The organism is Kitasatospora sp. NPDC085895 (genome assembly GCF_040702125.1).
GTDB lineage: Bacteria > Actinomycetota > Actinomycetes > Streptomycetales > Streptomycetaceae > Kitasatospora > Kitasatospora arboriphila.
The window spans coordinates 1-16,481 of sequence record NZ_JBFBJY010000053.1 but is presented as its reverse complement, the minus strand read 5'-3'; the positions used below and the strand labels follow the sequence as shown (position 1 = coordinate 16,481).

General features: G+C 71.8%; 18 protein-coding genes. 1 reads left to right on the top strand and 17 read right to left on the bottom strand.

Annotation, left to right across the window (positions count from 1 at the left end):
- Positions 1-16: 16 nt before the first annotated feature.
- The 16 genes from AB0442_RS27695 to arc form a co-directional block, all read right to left on the bottom strand.
- Positions 17-382, bottom strand: coding sequence for a hypothetical protein (locus AB0442_RS27695; RefSeq protein ID WP_366166164.1), 366 nt, complete (start codon positions 380-382; stop codon positions 17-19).
- A 162-nt stretch (positions 383-544) separates the two neighbouring features.
- Positions 545-1,486: a twin-arginine translocase subunit TatC gene (tatC, locus tag AB0442_RS27690; RefSeq protein ID WP_366166162.1), complete on the bottom strand. Its 942-nt coding sequence runs from the start codon at positions 1,484-1,486 to the stop codon at positions 545-547.
- A 67-nt stretch (positions 1,487-1,553) separates the two neighbouring features.
- Positions 1,554-1,826, bottom strand: a complete 273-nt coding sequence (gene tatA, locus AB0442_RS27685) for a Sec-independent protein translocase subunit TatA (RefSeq protein WP_344621605.1) — start codon at positions 1,824-1,826, stop codon at positions 1,554-1,556.
- 203 nt (positions 1,827-2,029) lie between these two features.
- Complete coding sequence (locus tag AB0442_RS27680; protein ID WP_363543532.1) at positions 2,030-2,194, bottom strand: hypothetical protein; 165 nt, start codon at positions 2,192-2,194, stop codon at positions 2,030-2,032.
- A gap of 20 nt (positions 2,195-2,214) precedes the next feature.
- Positions 2,215-2,445 carry a hypothetical protein gene (locus AB0442_RS27675; protein ID WP_344621603.1) on the bottom strand — a complete coding sequence of 77 codons (231 nt, stop codon included), beginning with the start codon at positions 2,443-2,445 and terminating at the stop codon, positions 2,215-2,217.
- Between the two features lie 3 nt (positions 2,446-2,448).
- A complete protein-coding gene (locus AB0442_RS27670) occupies positions 2,449-3,405 on the bottom strand; it encodes a WYL domain-containing protein (protein WP_366166160.1) in 957 nt (318 codons plus the stop codon).
- Positions 3,406-3,409: 4 nt separating this feature from the next.
- Positions 3,410-4,384, bottom strand: a complete 975-nt coding sequence (locus tag AB0442_RS27665) for a WYL domain-containing protein (RefSeq protein WP_366166158.1) — start codon at positions 4,382-4,384, stop codon at positions 3,410-3,412.
- 182 nt (positions 4,385-4,566) lie between these two features.
- On the bottom strand, positions 4,567-4,938 hold the full coding sequence (locus AB0442_RS27660; RefSeq protein WP_366166157.1) for an FKBP-type peptidyl-prolyl cis-trans isomerase: 372 nt from the start codon (positions 4,936-4,938) through the stop codon (positions 4,567-4,569).
- Positions 4,939-5,090: 152 nt separating this feature from the next.
- Positions 5,091-6,380 carry an FKBP-type peptidyl-prolyl cis-trans isomerase gene (locus AB0442_RS27655; RefSeq protein WP_366166155.1) on the bottom strand — a complete coding sequence of 430 codons (1,290 nt, stop codon included), beginning with the start codon at positions 6,378-6,380 and terminating at the stop codon, positions 5,091-5,093.
- 318 nt (positions 6,381-6,698) lie between these two features.
- Positions 6,699-7,694, bottom strand: coding sequence for an FKBP-type peptidyl-prolyl cis-trans isomerase (locus AB0442_RS27650; RefSeq protein WP_366166153.1), 996 nt, complete (start codon positions 7,692-7,694; stop codon positions 6,699-6,701).
- Between the two features lie 120 nt (positions 7,695-7,814).
- The gene (pafA, locus tag AB0442_RS27645; RefSeq protein ID WP_030274214.1) at positions 7,815-9,176 is read right to left on the bottom strand and encodes a Pup--protein ligase; all 1,362 of its coding nucleotides are present in this window, start codon (positions 9,174-9,176) and stop codon (positions 7,815-7,817) included.
- A 165-nt stretch (positions 9,177-9,341) separates the two neighbouring features.
- The gene (gene prcA / locus AB0442_RS27640) at positions 9,342-10,121 is read right to left on the bottom strand and encodes a proteasome subunit alpha (protein ID WP_366166151.1); all 780 of its coding nucleotides are present in this window, start codon (positions 10,119-10,121) and stop codon (positions 9,342-9,344) included.
- A gap of 36 nt (positions 10,122-10,157) precedes the next feature.
- Positions 10,158-10,997, bottom strand: coding sequence for a proteasome subunit beta (gene prcB, locus AB0442_RS27635; RefSeq protein ID WP_366166149.1), 840 nt, complete (start codon positions 10,995-10,997; stop codon positions 10,158-10,160).
- Between the two features lie 195 nt (positions 10,998-11,192).
- Complete coding sequence (locus AB0442_RS27630; protein WP_030274209.1) at positions 11,193-11,411, bottom strand: ubiquitin-like protein Pup; 219 nt, start codon at positions 11,409-11,411, stop codon at positions 11,193-11,195.
- A 137-nt stretch (positions 11,412-11,548) separates the two neighbouring features.
- The gene (dop, locus tag AB0442_RS27625) at positions 11,549-13,060 is read right to left on the bottom strand and encodes a depupylase/deamidase Dop (protein WP_366166147.1); all 1,512 of its coding nucleotides are present in this window, start codon (positions 13,058-13,060) and stop codon (positions 11,549-11,551) included.
- Positions 13,061-13,151: 91 nt separating this feature from the next.
- Positions 13,152-14,918, bottom strand: a complete 1,767-nt coding sequence (arc, locus tag AB0442_RS27620) for a proteasome ATPase (RefSeq protein ID WP_366166145.1) — start codon at positions 14,916-14,918, stop codon at positions 13,152-13,154.
- Between the two features lie 245 nt (positions 14,919-15,163).
- On the opposite strand from arc, the gene AB0442_RS27615 reads away from it, so the two are divergent.
- On the top strand, positions 15,164-15,451 hold the full coding sequence (locus tag AB0442_RS27615; protein ID WP_344621593.1) for a ferredoxin: 288 nt from the start codon (positions 15,164-15,166) through the stop codon (positions 15,449-15,451).
- 70 nt (positions 15,452-15,521) lie between these two features.
- Here the strand turns inward: AB0442_RS27615 and AB0442_RS27610 are convergent, their stop codons facing one another.
- On the bottom strand, positions 15,522-16,109 hold the full coding sequence (locus AB0442_RS27610) for a hypothetical protein (protein ID WP_366166143.1): 588 nt from the start codon (positions 16,107-16,109) through the stop codon (positions 15,522-15,524).
- Positions 16,110-16,481 lie beyond the last annotated feature (372 nt).

The following is a 16,481-nucleotide window of genomic DNA, read 5'->3' as shown; positions in this document are numbered from 1 at the left end:
CAGTGGCTGGGAAGGGTCACCCCGGCCGGTCCTCCGCCGCCGCGGCCACCGCCCGTTCGAAGGCCCGGAGCTGCGCGGTCGGACTGAACTGGACGATCTCCGTGCCGGCCGCGATCCGCGGCACGTGGCCCGGCGGCAGGTGGAAGACGTCGCCCGTCTCGAAGACCTCCTCGTGGTCGGCGAACCGGAAGGCCATCCGGCCGCGGAGCACGTACCCCCAGTGCGGGCAGCTGCAACCGCCGGGCAGGCCGGCCATCGCCGCCGCACCGTCCACCGGCTCCCGGAACTCGACGTGGTCCACCGTCCAGCCCTCCAGCTCTCCGCGCCGGGCCAGGGCGGGCGCGGCCCCGTCGGCCGGGCTCTGCGTGGTCACCTTCGGCATGCTGCGCGCCTCCTCCGGGACGCCCCCGGGCGGGGTTCTTCCCGTCACTCCCATCAGACCCCCATCGGGCCTCAACCGGGCCGCATTCGGACCCGCCGGAACGCAGGAAGCCCCGGTCCGCCGGGTGCTCGGCGGTCCGGGGCTTCCGGTGGAGTGCACGGATCAGGTGATGTCGTCCATCTGCTCGGTGCGGGCGGCCGGCACCGGCGCGGGCGCCTCGGGGGCGGCCGAGGCCTCGATCGACTCGGGGCCGTCCACGCCCTCGACCGAGAGGTCCAGGTGCGAGGCCTCCTCGTCGCCCAGCCCGGCGTCCGGGTTGCGCCGCGCCCGGCGGCGGTCGTTGAGCAGGGCGATGCCCGCCGCCAGGAAGTAGAGCGCCCAGATCGGCGCGGCCAGCGCGAGCATGCTCAGCGGGTCGGCGCTGGGGGTCGCGAAGGCGGCGAACACGGTGATGCCCATGACCATGCCGCGCCACCAGCCCAGCAGCCGCTTGCCGCTCAGCACGCCGATCAGGTTCAGCATCACCAGCAGCAGCGGCAGCTCGAAGGCACCGCCGAAGACCAGCACCATCCGGGTCACCACGTCGAGGTAGTCCTCGGCGGGCATGATCGGCACGGTCTCGGTCGGTGCGAAGGAGATCAGCATCTCCGCGGTGGCGGGCAGGATCAGGTAGGCGAGGACGGCGCCCGCGAGGAACAGCGGGACACCCGCCGCCAGGAAGCTCATCGAGTACTTGCGCTCGTGCTTGTGCAGGCCCGGCGCGACGAACGCCCAGAGCTGGTACAGCCAGACCGGGGTGGCCGCGACCACGCCGGCCGTGAGGCTGACCTTCAGCGCGAGGGTGAACGGCGTCAGCAGGCCGATGGTCGACACCACGCCGCACCGCTCGCCGGTGGCCGTCAGGCCCTTCTCACCGCACGAGGGAAGCGGCTCGAGCAGGAAGTTGGTGAGTTCCCGGTGGAAGTAGAACGCCACGACGGTGGTGATCACGATGGCCAGGACCGACTTGACCACCCGGTTGCGGAGCTCGCGCAGGTGGTCGGCGAGCGCCATCCGGCCCTCGGGGTCCTTCGGCGGCTTCGGCGCCTTGGAAGACTTGCTCAAGCCCGGTCCTCAACTCGTACGACGGAGCCCGCCGGACGGCGGGCCCCCGATGGCCGTGGGTACCGGCTCAGCCCCGGGGGGCCGCGCCGTGGTCGGCGGCACCGACCGGACGGGCGTCGCCCGACCCGGGTGCCCGCTTGATCGTCATCGGTGCCGGCTCCGCCGCGGGCCGCGCCTGCGGCGGAGCACCGGCGCCGTCCGTCCGCAGGGCCTTGGCCTCGCTGCGCAGGATGCGCAGCGTCCGGCCGAGGGCCCGCGCGGCGTCCGGCAGGCGTTTCGCCCCGAAGAGCAGCACCGCGAGGACCGCGACCACCAGGATCGCCGTCGGCGAGATGCGCATGTGCACCACCATTCCCTCAGCGGGGCGCGTCCTCCCCGTTGCGGGCGATGGTAGTCGTTGCCGGCTGCCGCCCGGCAACCGCCGTCCCACTGCGGCCCCGGCCGCACCGCGGGGCCTGCCACGAGGGTACCCGGCCCGCGGGAACACCGGTCCGGTGATCGGCCTCGCAGATCGGAGGCCCGGGAGGTCGGCCGTCCGGCAGGTCAGCGGCCCGGCAGGTCGGCCGCCGCTGCGGCCAGGGCCCGCGAGGCGGAGTCGACCGCGCGGGCCAGCGAGCGGACGTCCGCCCAGAGCCGGACGGCGAGCACGCCCAGGACGAGCAGGCCGGCGGTGGCCAGCAGGACGGCGGCGGTGAGGGTCCACGGCATGGCACGACCCTACCGGTCGGTCAGCCCTCCACCGGCAGCAGGCGCATGGTGCTGACCCCGGCCGCCGTCATCGCCTGCACGATCTTCTCCCCGGCCGGCTTGCGGACGGACACCCCGCACTCCGGGCAGACGAAGCCGTAGAAGGTGCGCTCCCGGGTCGGGCCGAGCACCAGCCGGAAGTCCTCCGCCGGGAGCTCGACCTTCTCCCGGCACTGCGAGCAGTAGACCTGGAATCTGGTGCCGTACCCCACCCGTCAGGCCTGCCCCTCCGGGTAGCCGGCGAGGGCGGCGAGGGCCGCCCCGCGGGCCTGCTCGGCGAGGGCCGGCGGGGAGACGATCCGGCCGTCCCGGCCGAGCCGCAGGGCGAGCGGGCGCAGCCCGGACGGGTCGGCGCTGCGCAGGGTGATCCGCAGTCCGCCGTCGGGCAGTTCCTCGGCCTTGTCGTGGGTGTAGTACTCGGCGACCCAGCGGCCGCCGGGGCCGACCTCGACGATCACCTCGGGGTCGTCGGCGGCCGGGTTGACCAGGCCCGCGGACAGGTCGCGCGGCTCGATCCGCGGCGGGTCGGCGGGCTCGTCGAGCACCTTGATCTCGGCGACCCGGTCCAGCCGGAAGATCCTGCGGTCCTCGGAGGTGCGGCACCAGGCCTCGAGGTAGGTGTGGCCCTCGGTGACCAGGCGGATCGGGTCGACCTCGCGCTCGGTCATGCCGCCGCGGCCGTGCGACCAGTAGCGCAGCCAGAGCCGGCGGCCCTCGGTGAGCGCGCGGTCGATGTCGGCGAAGACCTGGCCCTCGGCCTCGAAGGTCACGCCGACCCGGGCGCTGGACTCGGCGCTCTCGCCGGCCGCGTCCTCGATCTTGGTGACGGCGCGGGTGAGCGCCTCCCGGTCGCGGCGGCGCAGGCCCGGCAGGCCGGCCACCGCGCGGGCGGCGACCAGCAGGGCGGTGGCCTCGTCGGCGGCCAGGCGCAGCGGCTGGGCGACGTCGTCGACGTTGTGCCACCAGATCCGGTCGCCGTCGGTGTCGATGTCGAGCAGGTCGCCGCCGCGGAAGCTGGTGCCGCACATCGGCAGCACGTGGAGGTCGCCGATCAGCTCGCGCTCGGTGATGCCGAAGGCGCGGGCGACCTCGGCCACCTCGGCTCCGGGGCGCTCCCGCAGGTAGGTGACCAGCGAGAGCATCCGCCGGGTCTGGTCGATCGCGTTGCTCATGCCCTTACTCCCCCACTCCGGCGACGGCGCGCAGCCGGTCGATGACGTCCGCCCGCAGGTCGTCCGGTCCGAGGACGACGACGTCGGGCCCGAACTCGGCCAGGTCGGCGCCGAGGCCGTAGCCGTACGGGATCTCCAGCTCGTCCCAGTGCTCGTCGACGCGGGTGGTGGCGATCGCCCGGCCGCGGAGCGGGAAGGCGGCGCCGCGGCGGAGCCGGACGGTGGCGGTGGCGCCCTCGGTGACGGCGCCCTCGCCCGCGAACCGGGCGACGTGGGCGCGGACGTCCACGTGCTCGGGGACCTCGCCGGTGAAGCTGCCGGCCCGGGAGCGGACCTTGCCGGTGATCCGGCTGAGCCGGAAGACCCGGGCGCTCTGCCGGTCGCGGTCGTAGCCGGCCAGGTACCAGTGGCCGCGCCAGCACTCGAGGGCCCAGGGCTCGACGGCGCGCTGCTCGGCGGCGGAGGCGCCGGCCTTGCGGTAGTCGAAGGTGACCGGGCGCCGGTCGCGGGCGGCGACCAGCAGCGGCTCGAAGGCGGCCTCGCGGGCGGGGATCCGCGGCTCGAGCGCGGTGTGCTCGGCGTCCTCGGCGAAGGGCACGCCGGCCGCCCTGAGCTTCTGCAGGGCGCCGCTGGCCGCACCGGACATCTTGGCCTGCTGCCAGACCCGGGCGACCAGGGTGAGGGCGGCGGCCTCCTCGGCGTCGAGGACGATCTCGGGGAGGCGGTTGCGGTCCCGGCGGGCGAGGTAGCCGATCTCGCCGTCGAGCGCGTTCTCGTCGACGTCGATGACCAGGCCGAGCTCGCGCAGGTCGTCCTTGTCGCGCTCGAACATCCGGTTGAACGCGTCCTCGCTGCCCTGCTGCCAGGCCTCCCGGTAGGCCTCGACGGACTCCCGCAGCTCCTTCTTGGAGAGCGGCCGTCTGGTGTTCATCAGACAGAGGGCGAGGTTCATCAACCGCTCCGCCTTCGCGATCGCCATCGCTGACCTTCCTGTCCGTCCGACCGGCACCTTCGTGATCCGGCGGACCCGACCGTACCGGTCCGGGCACGCTGAGCAAAAGCCGAGCCCGTCCGGACCGGACACCGAGCCCGTCCGGACCGGACGACGACAGCGCCGGGCCGCTCCCCCGAGGGGGTGCGGCCCGGCGCTGCGGGGGTGTCTCAGACGCCGAGCAGGTCGACGACGAAGATCAGGGTGGAACCCGCGGGGATCAGCGGGCTCGGCGACTGGTTGCCGTAGGCCAGGTGCGGCGGGATGACCAGCTCGCGCCGGCCGCCGACCTTCATGCCCTGGACGCCCTGGTCCCAGCCCTTGATGACGCGGCCCGCGCCGAGCGGGAAGCGGAAGGTCTGGCCGCGGTTCCAGGAGGCGTCGAACTCCTCGCCGGTGGAGAAGGTGACACCGACGTAGTGCACCTCGACGACCGCACCGGCCTTGGCCTCGGCGCCGTCGCCCACCACGATGTCGCGGATCTGCAGCTCCGCCGGCGGCTCGCCGCCCGGGAAGTCGATCTCCGGCTTGGAAAGGCTCACAACAGACTCATCTCGTTCGGTGGTACGGGCATGACGGGGCGGCAGGCACCGCTGCGGTCCACCGTACGGCGCGCCGCTGCCCGTCCGGGCCATTCCCGGACCGCGCGACGTGTCGCGCGGTCCGGGAACGGCCCCGGTCGTCCGCCCCGGGACTAGTCCTGGGCGCCGACGCCGGCATCCAGGATGTCGATCACGAAGACCAGTGTCGAATTGGCGGGGATGTCGCCCTGCGCCTGGTCCTTGTAGGCGAGCGAGGCGGGGATCACCAGCTCGACCCGGCTGCCGACGGTCTGGCCGGTGATGCCCTTGTCCCAGCCCTCGATGACGCCGCCGCCACCGGTGACGAAGGTGAAGGCCTGACCGCGCTTGAGCGAGGAGTCGAAGACCTTGCCGTCCTTGTAGAGCGCGCCGGTGTACTGGACGAGGACCTTCTCGCCGGCCTCGATCTTGCGGCCCTTGCCCTGGATCAGGACGTGCGACTTGAGGTCCTTGACCTCGGGGGTGCCGGGCACCGGGGTGATGTCGGCGGGCTTCTTGCCGTTGTCCTTGACCTTCGGCATGTCGGCCGGCGGGGCCGTCATGTCGCCGCTGAGCACGGTGTCCGGGGCGGTGGCGTTCTTGATGTCGATCACGAACACCAGGGTGTCCTTGGCACCGACGCCCATCTGGCTGTTGCCCTGCGCGCCGAAGGCGGCGGCCGGCGGGGCGACCACGAGCAGCCGGCTGCCCGCCTTGTGGCCGGTGACGGCCTGGTCGAGGGCCGGGATCAGCTTGCCGGCGCCGGCCTGGAAGAGCTGCGGCTTGCCGCTCTTGTAGGAGCCCTCGATCTCCTTGCCGGTGCCCCAGTCCATGGCCGAGAAGTCGGCGGTCACCCAGGTGTTCTTGTCGACCTTGGCACCGTCGCCGGCCTTCAGCTCCTTGACCACGAAGGTGCCGTCGGCGGCCTCCTTGGGCAGGGTGATGGTCGCCTTGGAGCCGAACTCGCCGGTGACGGTCGGCAGCACCTTGGCGTTGTCCTTGATCGGCGGCACCGGGTCGACGGACGGCGTCGGCGATGCGGTGGCCGCCGCGTCCGGGGTGGAGGCCGCGGAGGACTTCCCGTCGTCCTTGTTCACCATGTACAGCGTGATGCAGCTGCCGACCAGCAGGACGGCCAGCACGGTGCCGAGGATCGCGCCCAGTCGGCCGGCGCCGGGCGGGTCCTCGTCGTAGCCGGCCTCCGACAGGTCCTTGCGGCGCACGGTCGAGGCGAAGACCTGCGGCTCCTCGTCCTTCTCGCCGGCGGGACGGGCAGGGGCCTGGCCCCAGCCGGCCTGCTGCTTCAGGATCGCGGGCGGGACGACGATCGACTCGCCGTCGCCGGGCAGCGGGCCGCCGGGCCGTGCGGCCGCGGGGTCGGCGGCGGTACCGGCCTCGCCCGGGCTCGACGCTTTCTCAGACATTGCTCCCCATCCATCTCGCCCGCCACGCCCTCGCCGGACCTGACGGCGCTGCCACGGTGCCGAAAACGCCAGCAGTATGTCAGGTCCGCATGAGGACGGGCCCTCCCGGTGCGCGATCGTTGTGCCCGTCACCCGGCCCCGGACGTGTCGGACCGGTCGTACGGGGACCGATCTCCCGCGGGCCTCTCCCGAACCTGCCCGGAACCTCCGCGGGGCCGGTCCGGAACCCGGCCCCCGGCCCGTCCGGAACCCGCCCCCGGGGCGCGCTCGGAACCGCCCGGGGCGCGCCCTGCGCGCGCCCCGGGCCCGGGCGGGCCGCTACACGGCCTCCAGGATGTCGATGACGAACACCAGCGTGGCGTCGGCCGGGACGGGGCCGCTGGACTGGTTCCCGTAGCCCAGCGAGGGCGGCACCACGAGCATCACCCGGCTGCCGACGGTCTGGCCGACCAGGCCCTGGTCCCAGCCCTTGATCAGGCTGCCGGTGCCGACCTGGAGGGCCTGCGCGCCGCCGTGCGAGTAGGAGGAGTCGAACTGCGAGCCGTCCGACCACAGCACGCCGGTGTACTGAACCAGCAGCTGCTGACCGGACTGCACCGGCTTGCCGTCGCCCTTGATCAGCACGTAGGTCTGCAGCTCGGTGGGCGGGCTCTGCCCGGCCGGGATGGTGATCGTCGGCGCCTGTTTGCCGTTGTCCTTGACCTGCGGTGCGGTCGCGGGCGGCTGGGTCATCTCCCCGGAGACGGTCGAGTCCGGCGGCACCACGTCGAGGATGTCGAGGACGAAGACCACGGTGTCCTGGCCGCCCACCCCGGCCGCGGTGTTCCCGGAGGTGCCGAAGCCCGCCGCCGGCGGCGCCACCACCAGCAGCCGGCTGCCGGCCTTCTTGCCGAGCACCGCCTGGTCGAAGGCGGGCACCAGCTGGCCGCTGCCGGCCTGGTAGAGCTGCGGCTTGCCGCCGGTGTCGTAGGAGCTGGAGACGTCCTTGCCGGTCGTCCAGTCCTTGGCGGTGTAGTTGACCGTCACCCAGTCGCCCTTGGCGACGGTCGCGCCGTCGCCCTCGTGCACGACGCTCACGACGAACTCGCCGCTCGGCTGGCCCTGCGGCAGGGTGATCTGGGCCTTGGAGCCGAAGTCGCCGGAGACGGTGGGCATCGGGTCCGCGGACTCCACCGGGCTCGGCACCGCGGTGGCCGAGGCGGAGGCGGCGGGCGAGGCGGCGGAGGATCCGGAGGAGCCGCGGCTGCACGCGGCGAGCACCGCGACGAGCAGGGCGGCGAGGGGCACGGCCGGCAGTCCGGCGATTCGTCGCATGGTCGCCAGCGTATGGCCCGGGGGCGCCGCAGCCGGGGAGGCGCAAGCACGCACGCGAGGGGTGGCGCCCGGACCCACCCGGACGCCACCCCTCGTGGCCGCCTGTGCCCGGCGCGGGCGTCACATGCCCGCGATGAGCTTCTCCACCCGCTCGTCGACCGACCGGAACGGGTCCTTGCACAGCACGGTCCGCTGCGCCTGGTCGTTCAGCTTCAGGTGGACCCAGTCCACCGTGAAGTCGCGCCGCTGCTCCTGCGCCCGGCGGATGAAGTCGCCGCGCAGCCTGGCCCGGGTGGTCTGCGGGGGCACCGACTTGGCCTCGAAGGTCTTGAGGTCGGTGGTGACCCGGGCCGCCCGGCCCTTGTTCTGCAGCAGGTAGAACAGGCCGCGGCGGCGGTGGATGTCGTGGTACGCGAGGTCGATCTGGGCGACCCGCGGGTTGGACATCGTCATCTGGTGCTTCTCGCGGTACTGCTCGATCAACCGGTACTTCATGATCCAGTCGATCTCGGTGGAGACCTTCTCCAGGTCCTCGGTGCGGACGGCCTCCAGGGTGCGCCCCCAGAGGTCGAGCACCCGGGCCACCGTGCCGGTGTTCAGGCCCTTGCGGTCCGCGAACTCCAGCGCCTTGGTGAAGTACTCCTCCTGGATGTCCAGCGCGCTGGCCTCGCGGCCGTTGGCGAGCCGGACCTGGTGGGTGCCGGTGAGGTCGTGGCTGACCTCGCGGATCGCCCGGATCGGGTTCTCCAGGGTGAGGTCGCGCATCACCACGCCCGCCTCGATGAGGCGCAGCACCAGGTCGGTGGCGCCGACCTTGAGCAGGGTGGTGGTCTCCGACATGTTGGAGTCGCCGACGATGACGTGCAGCCGGCGATAGCGCTCGGCGTCGGCGTGCGGCTCGTCGCGGGTGTTGATGATGGGACGGGAGCGGGTGGTCGCCGAGCTGACGCCCTCCCAGATGTGCTCGGCCCGCTGGCTGACGCAGTAGACCGCGCCGCGCGGCGTCTGCAGCACCTTGCCGGCGCCGCAGATGAGCTGGCGGGTCACCAGGAAGGGGATGAGGACGTCGGCCAGCCGGGAGAACTCGCCGTGCCGGGCCACGAGGTAGTTCTCGTGGCAGCCGTAGGAGTTCCCGGCCGAGTCGGTGTTGTTCTTGAACAGGTAGACGTCGCCGGCGATGCCCTCCTCGTGGAGCCGTCGCTCGGCGTCCACGAGCAGGCCCTCCAGGATGCGTTCGCCCGCCTTGTCGTGCGTCACCAGCTCGGTGACGTCGTCGCATTCGGGAGTGGCGTACTCGGGGTGCGAGCCCACGTCGAGGTAGAGGCGTGCACCGTTGCGCAGGAAGACATTGCTGCTGCGGCCCCAGGAAACTACGCGGCGGAAGAGGTACCTGGCCACCTCGTCAGGAGACAGACGCCGTTGTCCCCGGAACGTACACGTGACACCGTACTCGTTCTCCAGCCCGAAAATTCGGCGGTCCATGAGGCATCTTTTCTCTTCCGGGGGCATTTCGAAACCCCTTCGGCGGAGCCGAAAAGGTCACGGTGTCGCCGGCAATCCGACCACGGCGCCGCGTCAAATCCCGGAAGGCGCACGTGAATCCCGTACGGCACCGGTGGGGTGCCGTACGGGATTCACACGTGCGGGCTATTCGGCGGCGGGCGCCCCGCCCTCGGCCACCGGCGGCTCGTCGGCGACGGGCTCCTCGTCCTCGGCGGCGGAGGCGTCGCCGCCGAGCAGGCGGCCGAGCTGGCCGCCCAGGATGCGCTTGAACTTGCGCTGCTGGACGCGCTTGCGGTCCAGCACCGCGACCTCCAGCTGTTCCGGCGTCAGGGCGCGCGGGCTGCCCCCGTTGGGGTCGCGGGCGAGGCCGTCGACGGCCAGCTTGAGGGCCTCGGTGAGGGCCATGCCGGCCCGGTGCCGCTGGCCGAGGTAGTTGCCGATGGAGTCGGCGTTGCCGCCGACCACGACGTAGTTCTTCTCGTCGACGACCGAGCCGTCCGGGGTGAGCCGGTAGATCTGGTCGTCGCCGTCGGTGCGGCCGACCTCGGCGACGACCAGCTCGACCTCGTAGGGCTTGTCGCCGACCGAGGAGAAGATGGTGCCGAGGGTCTGGGCGTAGACGTTGGCGAGGCCGCGGGCGGTGACGTCGGCGCGGTCGTAGGAGTAGCCGCGCAGGTCGGCGTAGCGGACGCCGCCGATGCGCAGGTTCTCGAACTCGTTGTACCGGCCGACCGCGGCGAAGGCGATCTTGTCGTAGATCTCGGAGACCTTGTGCAGCGCCCGGGAGGTGTTCTCCGCGACGAAGACGATGCCGTCGGCGTAGGTGAGCACGACCACGCTTCGGCCGCGGGCGATGCCCTTGCGGGCGTACTCCGCGCGGTCCGCCATGGCCTGCTGAGGCGAGACGTAGAACGGTGTGGACACCGGCGGTCGTCCCCTTCTTCCTGGGTGGGTGGCGGACTAGAGCAGCGGGGCCTGCGGCCCGTTGGGGTGCTCGCGGCGGCCGGCGGTGACGGACACGGCGATCTCCGACACCTCGTCGTCGGTGAGCCGGCGGAAGCCGTCCTCGGTGATCAGCGAGACGATCGGGAAGATGCCGCGGGCCAGGTCGGGGCCGCCGGTGGCGGAGTCGTCGTCGGCGGCGTCGTAGAGCGCCTGCACCGCGAGGGTGGCGGCCTGCTCGCCGCCGAGGTCCTCGCGGTAGAGCTTCTTCAGCGAGCCGCGGGCGAAGACCGAGCCGGAGCCGGTGGCGGCGAAGCCGCGTTCCTCGGAACGGCCGCCGGTGACGTCGTAGGTGAAGATCCGGCCGCGCCCGAGGTCGAGGTCGTAGCCGGCGAAGATCGGCACCACGGCCAGGCCCTGCATGGCCATCGCCAGGTTGGACCGGATCATGGTGGTGAGCCGGTTGGCCTTGCCCTCCAGGGAGAGCACGGCGCCCTCGATCTTCTCGTAGTGCTCCAGCTCCAGCTGGAAGAGGCGGACCATCTCGACGGCGAGGCCGGCGGTGCCGGCGATGCCGACGGCGCTGTACTCGTCGGCCGGGAAGACCTTCTCGATGTCGCGCTGGGCGATCACGTTGCCCATGGTCGCGCGGCGGTCACCGGCGATCACCACGCCGCCGTCGAAGATCGCGGAGACGATGGTGGTGCCGTGCGGCGCCTCGAGCACGCCCTCGGGCAGGCGGCGGTTGCCGGGCAGCAGCTCCGGCGCCTGGCGGCCGAGGAAGTCCATGAACGACGAGGACCCGGGGGTCAGGAAGGCGGCCGGTAGACGCCCGGTGCCACCAGTGTTGGCTTCCACACGATTCCTTCCGTGTTGACGGTCAAGCAGTCGGTCGAGCAGCTGATGCCCGGACCCTACCCGCGTCGGCGCCCCTTGATCCACACGATCGGCGGCGCCGCTGCGGGCGGTGGGAGCAGAGCGCGCTGCAGGCATGCCGTGACACACCTGCAGCGCGGTCTCCGCGGCGCGGTTTCAGGAAGGGAATGCCCCCTCCTACTCGCCACCCTTCTGCACGAATCCGCGGACGAAATCCTCGGCATTCGACTCGAGGACCTCGTCGATTTCGTCCAGGACGGCGTCGACGTCGTCGCTGAGCTTTTCCTGGCGCTCCTTCAGGTCGTCGGAGGCCTGCGCCTCTGCGGACTGCTCCTCGACCTCTTCGGAGGAGCGGTTCGCCCGCTGCTGGCCGCCGCCGGTGTCCTTACCAGCCATTTCCCTCACCCCGCTCGCTCTGTGTGGTCAGACCCTATCCGCCGGGTACGGCATTCGCGCCCGGTTTACGTTCAACGCCCGGCGCTCACCGGAATGATTCCCCTTCGGCGGGGATTTCACCCCAGGTGATCGAAGAGTTACCCTCCGGACAGTACACGAACCAGATCCTCGGCCGTCCGGCAGCGGTCCAGGAGTTCCTTGACGTGGTTCCTGGTGCCGCGCAGCGGCTCCATGGTGGGCACCCGCTGCAGCGAGTCACGGCCCGGCAGGTCGAAGATCACCGAGTCCCAGGAGGCCGCGGCGACGTGCTCGGCGTACTGCTCCAGGCAGCGTCCGCGGAAGTACGCCCGGGTGTCCTCCGGGGGCTTGGAGACCGCGCGGGTGACCTCGTCCTCGGTGAGCAGGCGCTCGAACCGGCCGCGGGCCACCAGGCGGTTGTAGAGGCCCTTGTCGGCCCGCACGTCGCTGTACTGCAGGTCCACCAGGTGCAGCCGGGGGTTGTCCCAGTCCAGCCCGTCGCGCTGGCGGTAGCCCTCCAGCAGTTCGCGCTTGGCGATCCAGTCGAGCTCCCTGGACAGGCTCATCGGGTCGCGCTCCAGCCGGCCGAGCACGTCCTCCCAGCGGGCGAGCACGTCCATGGTCTGGTCGTCGGCGTCCTGGCCCCAGCGGTCCTCGACGTACTTGCGGGCCAGCTCGCAGTACTCCATCTGCAGCTGGACGGCGGTGAGCTTGCGGCCGCTGCGCAGCTGGAGGAGGTGGGTCAGGCCGGGGTCGTGCGAGACCCGGTGCAGGGTGCGCACGGGCTGGTCGACGGCCAGGTCGACGGCGATGAAGCCGTCCTCGATCATCGCCAGCACCAGCGAGGTGGTGCCCAGCTTGAGGTAGGTGGAGATCTCCGAGAGGTTGGCGTCGCCGATGATCACGTGCAGTCGGCGGTACTTCTCGGCGTCGGCGTGCGGCTCGTCGCGGGTGTTGATGATCGGCCGCTTGAGGGTCGTCTCCAGGCCCACCTCGACCTCGAAGAAGTCGGCGCGCTGACTGATCTGGAACCCGTTCGCGGAGCCCTCCTGGCCGAGCCCGACCCGGCCGGCGCCGGTGACCACCTGGCGGGAGACGAAGAACGGGGTGAGGTGGCGGACGATGTCGGCGAACGGCGTCGCCCGCTTCATCAGGTAGTTCTCGTGGGTGCCGTAGGAGGCGCCCTTGTTGTCGGTGTTGTTCTTGTACAGGTGGATCTTCTGCCCGTTGGGCAGCTCCAGGGCGCGGGCGGCCGCCTGGGCCATGATCCGCTCGCCGGCCTTGTCCCAGAGGACCGCGTCGCGGGGGTTGGTCACCTCGGGCGAGCTGTACTCGGGGTGCGCGTGGTCCACGTAGAACCGGGCGCCGTTGGTGAGGATGACGTTGGCGAGGCCGATGTCCTCGTCGGTGAGCTGGCTGGCGTCCGCCACCTCGCGCGCGAGGTCGAAGCCGCGGGCGTCGCGCAGCGGGTTCTCCTCCTCGAAGTCCCAGCGGGCCCGGCGGGCCCGGTGCATCGCCGCGGCGTAGGCGTTGACGATCTGGGACGAGGTGAGCATGGCGTTGGCGTTCGGGTGGCCGGGCACGGAGATCCCGTACTCGGTCTCGATGCCCATCACGCGGCGTACGGTCATGCGGCCCTCCTTGCCCGTAGTGGTCCTGTGAGACGCGCCGTCCGGCTGCGGGGCGGGTGGGCACCGCAGCCGGACGGAGGGTTCGCGGTCCTTACAGGTACTGCCCGGTGTTGGCGACAGTGTCGATGGACCGACCGGACTCGGCGCCCTGCTTGCCGGTGACGAGGGTGCGGATGAAGACGATCCGCTCGCCCTTCTTTCCGGAGATCCGGGCCCAGTCGTCCGGGTTGGTGGTGTTGGGCAGGTCCTCGTTCTCCTTGAACTCGTCCACGCAGGCGGCGAGCAGGTGGGAGACGCGGAGGCCGCGCTGGCCGTGGTCGAGGAAGTCCTTGATGGCCATCTTCTTCGCCCGGTCCACGATGTTCTGGATCATGGCGCCGGAGTTGAAGTCCTTGAAGTACAGGACTTCCTTGTCGCCGTTGGCGTAGGTGACCTCGAGGAAGCGGTTGTCCTCGGTCTCCGAGTACATCCGCTCGACCACGGACTGGATCATGGCGCCCACGGTGGCGGGCACCGAGCCGTCGTGCTCCTTGACGTCGTCCGGGTGGAACGGCAGCGAGTCCTTGAGGTACTTGGAGAAGATGTCCTTCGCCGCCTCGGCGTCCGGCCGCTCGATCTTGATCTTGACGTCCAGGCGGCCGGGCCGCAGGATCGCCGGGTCGATCATGTCCTCGCGGTTGGAGGCGCCGATGACGATGACGTTCTCGAGGCCCTCCACGCCGTCGATCTCCGCCAGCAGCTGCGGGACGATGGTGTTCTCCACGTCCGAGCTGACGCCGGAGCCGCGGGTGCGGAACAGCGACTCCATCTCGTCGAAGAAGACGATGACGGGCGTGCCCTCGCTCGCCTTCTCCCGGGCCCGCTGGAAGACCAGGCGGATCTGCCGCTCGGTCTCGCCCACGTACTTGTTGAGCAGCTCGGGGCCCTTGATGTTGAGGAAGTAGCTCTTGCCCTGGGGCCGGCCGGTGACCTCGGCGACCTTCTTGGCCAGCGAGTTCGCGACCGCCTTGGCGATCAGCGTCTTTCCGCAGCCGGGCGGGCCGTACAGCAGGACGCCCTTGGGCGGGCGCAGCTCGTACTCCTTGAAGAGGTCGGCGTGCAGGTAGGGCAGCTCGACCGCGTCGCGGATCTGCTCGATCTGGGTGCCCAGACCGCCGATCTGCCGGTAGTCGATGTCCGGGACCTCTTCGAGGACCAGCTCCTCGACCTCGGACTTCGGGACCACCTCGTAGACGTAGCCGGAGCGGGCCTCCAGCAGCAGCGCGTCGCCGGGCCGCAGGGTGAGGTCGCGCAGCGGCTCGGCGAGCCGGACGACGCGCTCCTCGTCGGTGTGGCCGATCACCAGGGCGCGCTCGCCGTCCTCCAGGACCTCCTTGAGGGTGACGATGTCGCCGATGCTCTCGAAGGCCATCGCGTCCACGACGTTCAGGGCCTCGTTGAGCATGACCTCCTGGCCGCGGCGCAGCTCCTCGGGGTCGATGCTGGGGCTCACGTTGACCCGCAGCTTGCGGCCGCCCGTGAAGATGTCGACCGTGCCGTCCTCGTTGGCCTCGAGGAAGGTGCCGAACCCGGCCGGCGGCTGGGCGAGGCGGTCGACCTCCTCCTTGAGAGCCACGATCTGGTCGCGGGCCTCGCGGAGGGTGGCGGCGAGCCGCTCGTTCTGGGCGGTGACACCGGCCAGGTTGGTCTGGAGCTCGACGATGCGCTCCTCGAGGATTCTCGAGTTGCGCGGCGAGTCGGCGAGCTTGCGACGCAGGACGGCGATCTCCTGCTCGAGGTACGAGACCTGCGCGGCCTCGTCGGAACCACGAGCGGGCCGGCCGGCGCTGCGGTTGTAGTCGTCATCGTGGGCTGCCACGGTCCTCACCTCCTCCTGGGGGAGCTGGACGACCCAAACCTACCTGCAGCCAGGGGTCTGTAAACCCCTAGATCAGAAAGATGGATCGGGCGTGTCCGATCTTCGCCCTTGCGTTGCGTCCCCTCTGGTAGTGGATGTGCCCACCGCTCAACGGTTCAAAGCAGGGCGGGGGTAAGGTCGGCTCTGGAGTGCGAGTGGAAATGCCACGCAAAGCGGGGCGTTCCGTGACAGAAACGGCAGGGAACATGTCGGCCACCGGCGAAGAGCTCGAAGTCTGGATCGACCAGGATCTGTGCACGGGCGACGGCATCTGCGCGCAGTACGCGCCGGAGGTCTTCGAGCTGGACATCGACGGCCTCGCCTACGTGAAGGGCGAGGACGACGAGCTGCGCCAGCAGCCCGGCGAGACGGTGCCCGTCCCGCTGACCCTGCTTCAGGACGTGGTGGACTCCGCCAAGGACTGCCCCGGCGACTGCATCCACGTGCGCCGGGTGCACGACCGGGTCGAGGTGTACGGCCCCGACGCCGAGTGAGCGCGGCCGGGCTGAGCCCGGCTCAGCCCGGCCCCCGCAGGACGGCCCGTCAGCCCGCCCGGGCGCCCGGTCAGACCTGTCCGGCGGGCACGGCGCTCTGCGCCCGCACCCAGTCCTCGCCCTGCCGCGTCCAGCTGAGGTCCACCGCCCGGTCGGGGCAGCAGCGCGGCACGTCGTCCGAGGACCAGCCCTGGGCGTGGCCGCGGATCGCGCCGTCGCTGCGGATCGTGAGCGCGGTGACGGTGAGGCCGTCCTTCACCGGGTCGAGCAGCGTCTCGGCGACCTTCGGCCGGCCGTCCGGGCCGTTGGTGAGCAGGTAGACGCCGTCCGGCGGGGTGCCGTTGCCGGCCGCGCAGTGCGCGGCCACCACCGTGCTGGGCACCCCGTCCACCGTCGCGCTGGCCCGCAGTGCCACGGACACCCCGAAGGGCCCGCAGTCAAGGGGAAGTTCGGCCTTCCCCGGGTCGGGTGCGGCGGCCGCGGGCACCGGCTCGGCGGTGGGCCGCACCGGCGTCGGCGTGCCCTGCGCCGGGTCCGCCGCGAGCGCCCCGGCCACCACCGCGCCGCACCCGGCGGCGACCAGTGCCCAGTGCTTCAGCCCGCTGCGCGCATGCCCGGGTGCCTTCGGTCCGCCGCTGGTCATGCCGCTCGTGGTCATGGTCTGCTCCGCCCTCGGCCGCTGCTGGTGCTCGCTGTCAGGGCTCCCCCGGGCCCGGGTGCCCGCCGTCCCCGCGAGGGGTCTCCCCCCACCTCGCCGCGCCCGCCGGACAGACCTCTCCCCCGGTCGCTGCGCCCGGCACGGACAGGCCCGGGGCGCGAAGGAGGGGGTGTCGTGAGCGAGCATCCTGCCACATGATCGGCCGCCGCGGGACACCGGGCCGACGGCTCTTCCGGGGGGAGCTCCGCGGAACGCCGCGAGGGGCGGCGCACCGGAGCGCTCGATCCAGCAGGCGTACCAGCACCTCGGAGGGCGCCGTCGGGTTGAAGGCGATGCCGCGCAGCCACGGTTCGTGAAGGGAGTCGGACACCA

Coding starts and splice junctions, on each gene's coding strand:
- AB0442_RS27695 (WP_366166164.1), bottom strand. CDS start 382: ATGCCGAAGGTGACCACGCAGAGCCCGGCCGACGGGGCCGCGCCCGCC.
- tatA (WP_344621605.1), bottom strand. CDS start 1,826: ATGCGCATCTCGCCGACGGCGATCCTGGTGGTCGCGGTCCTCGCGGTG.
- AB0442_RS27680 (WP_363543532.1), bottom strand. CDS start 2,194: ATGCCGTGGACCCTCACCGCCGCCGTCCTGCTGGCCACCGCCGGCCTG.
- AB0442_RS27670 (WP_366166160.1), bottom strand. CDS start 3,405: ATGAGCAACGCGATCGACCAGACCCGGCGGATGCTCTCGCTGGTCACC.
- AB0442_RS27665 (WP_366166158.1), bottom strand. CDS start 4,384: ATGGCGATCGCGAAGGCGGAGCGGTTGATGAACCTCGCCCTCTGTCTG.
- AB0442_RS27655 (WP_366166155.1), bottom strand. CDS start 6,380: ATGTCTGAGAAAGCGTCGAGCCCGGGCGAGGCCGGTACCGCCGCCGAC.
- AB0442_RS27650 (WP_366166153.1), bottom strand. CDS start 7,694: ATGCGACGAATCGCCGGACTGCCGGCCGTGCCCCTCGCCGCCCTGCTC.
- pafA (WP_030274214.1), bottom strand. CDS start 9,176: ATGGACCGCCGAATTTTCGGGCTGGAGAACGAGTACGGTGTCACGTGT.
- AB0442_RS27630 (WP_030274209.1), bottom strand. CDS start 11,411: ATGGCTGGTAAGGACACCGGCGGCGGCCAGCAGCGGGCGAACCGCTCC.
- dop (WP_366166147.1), bottom strand. CDS start 13,060: ATGACCGTACGCCGCGTGATGGGCATCGAGACCGAGTACGGGATCTCC.
- AB0442_RS27615 (WP_344621593.1), top strand. CDS start 15,164: ATGTCGGCCACCGGCGAAGAGCTCGAAGTCTGGATCGACCAGGATCTG.
- AB0442_RS27610 (WP_366166143.1), bottom strand. CDS start 16,109: ATGACCACGAGCGGCATGACCAGCGGCGGACCGAAGGCACCCGGGCAT.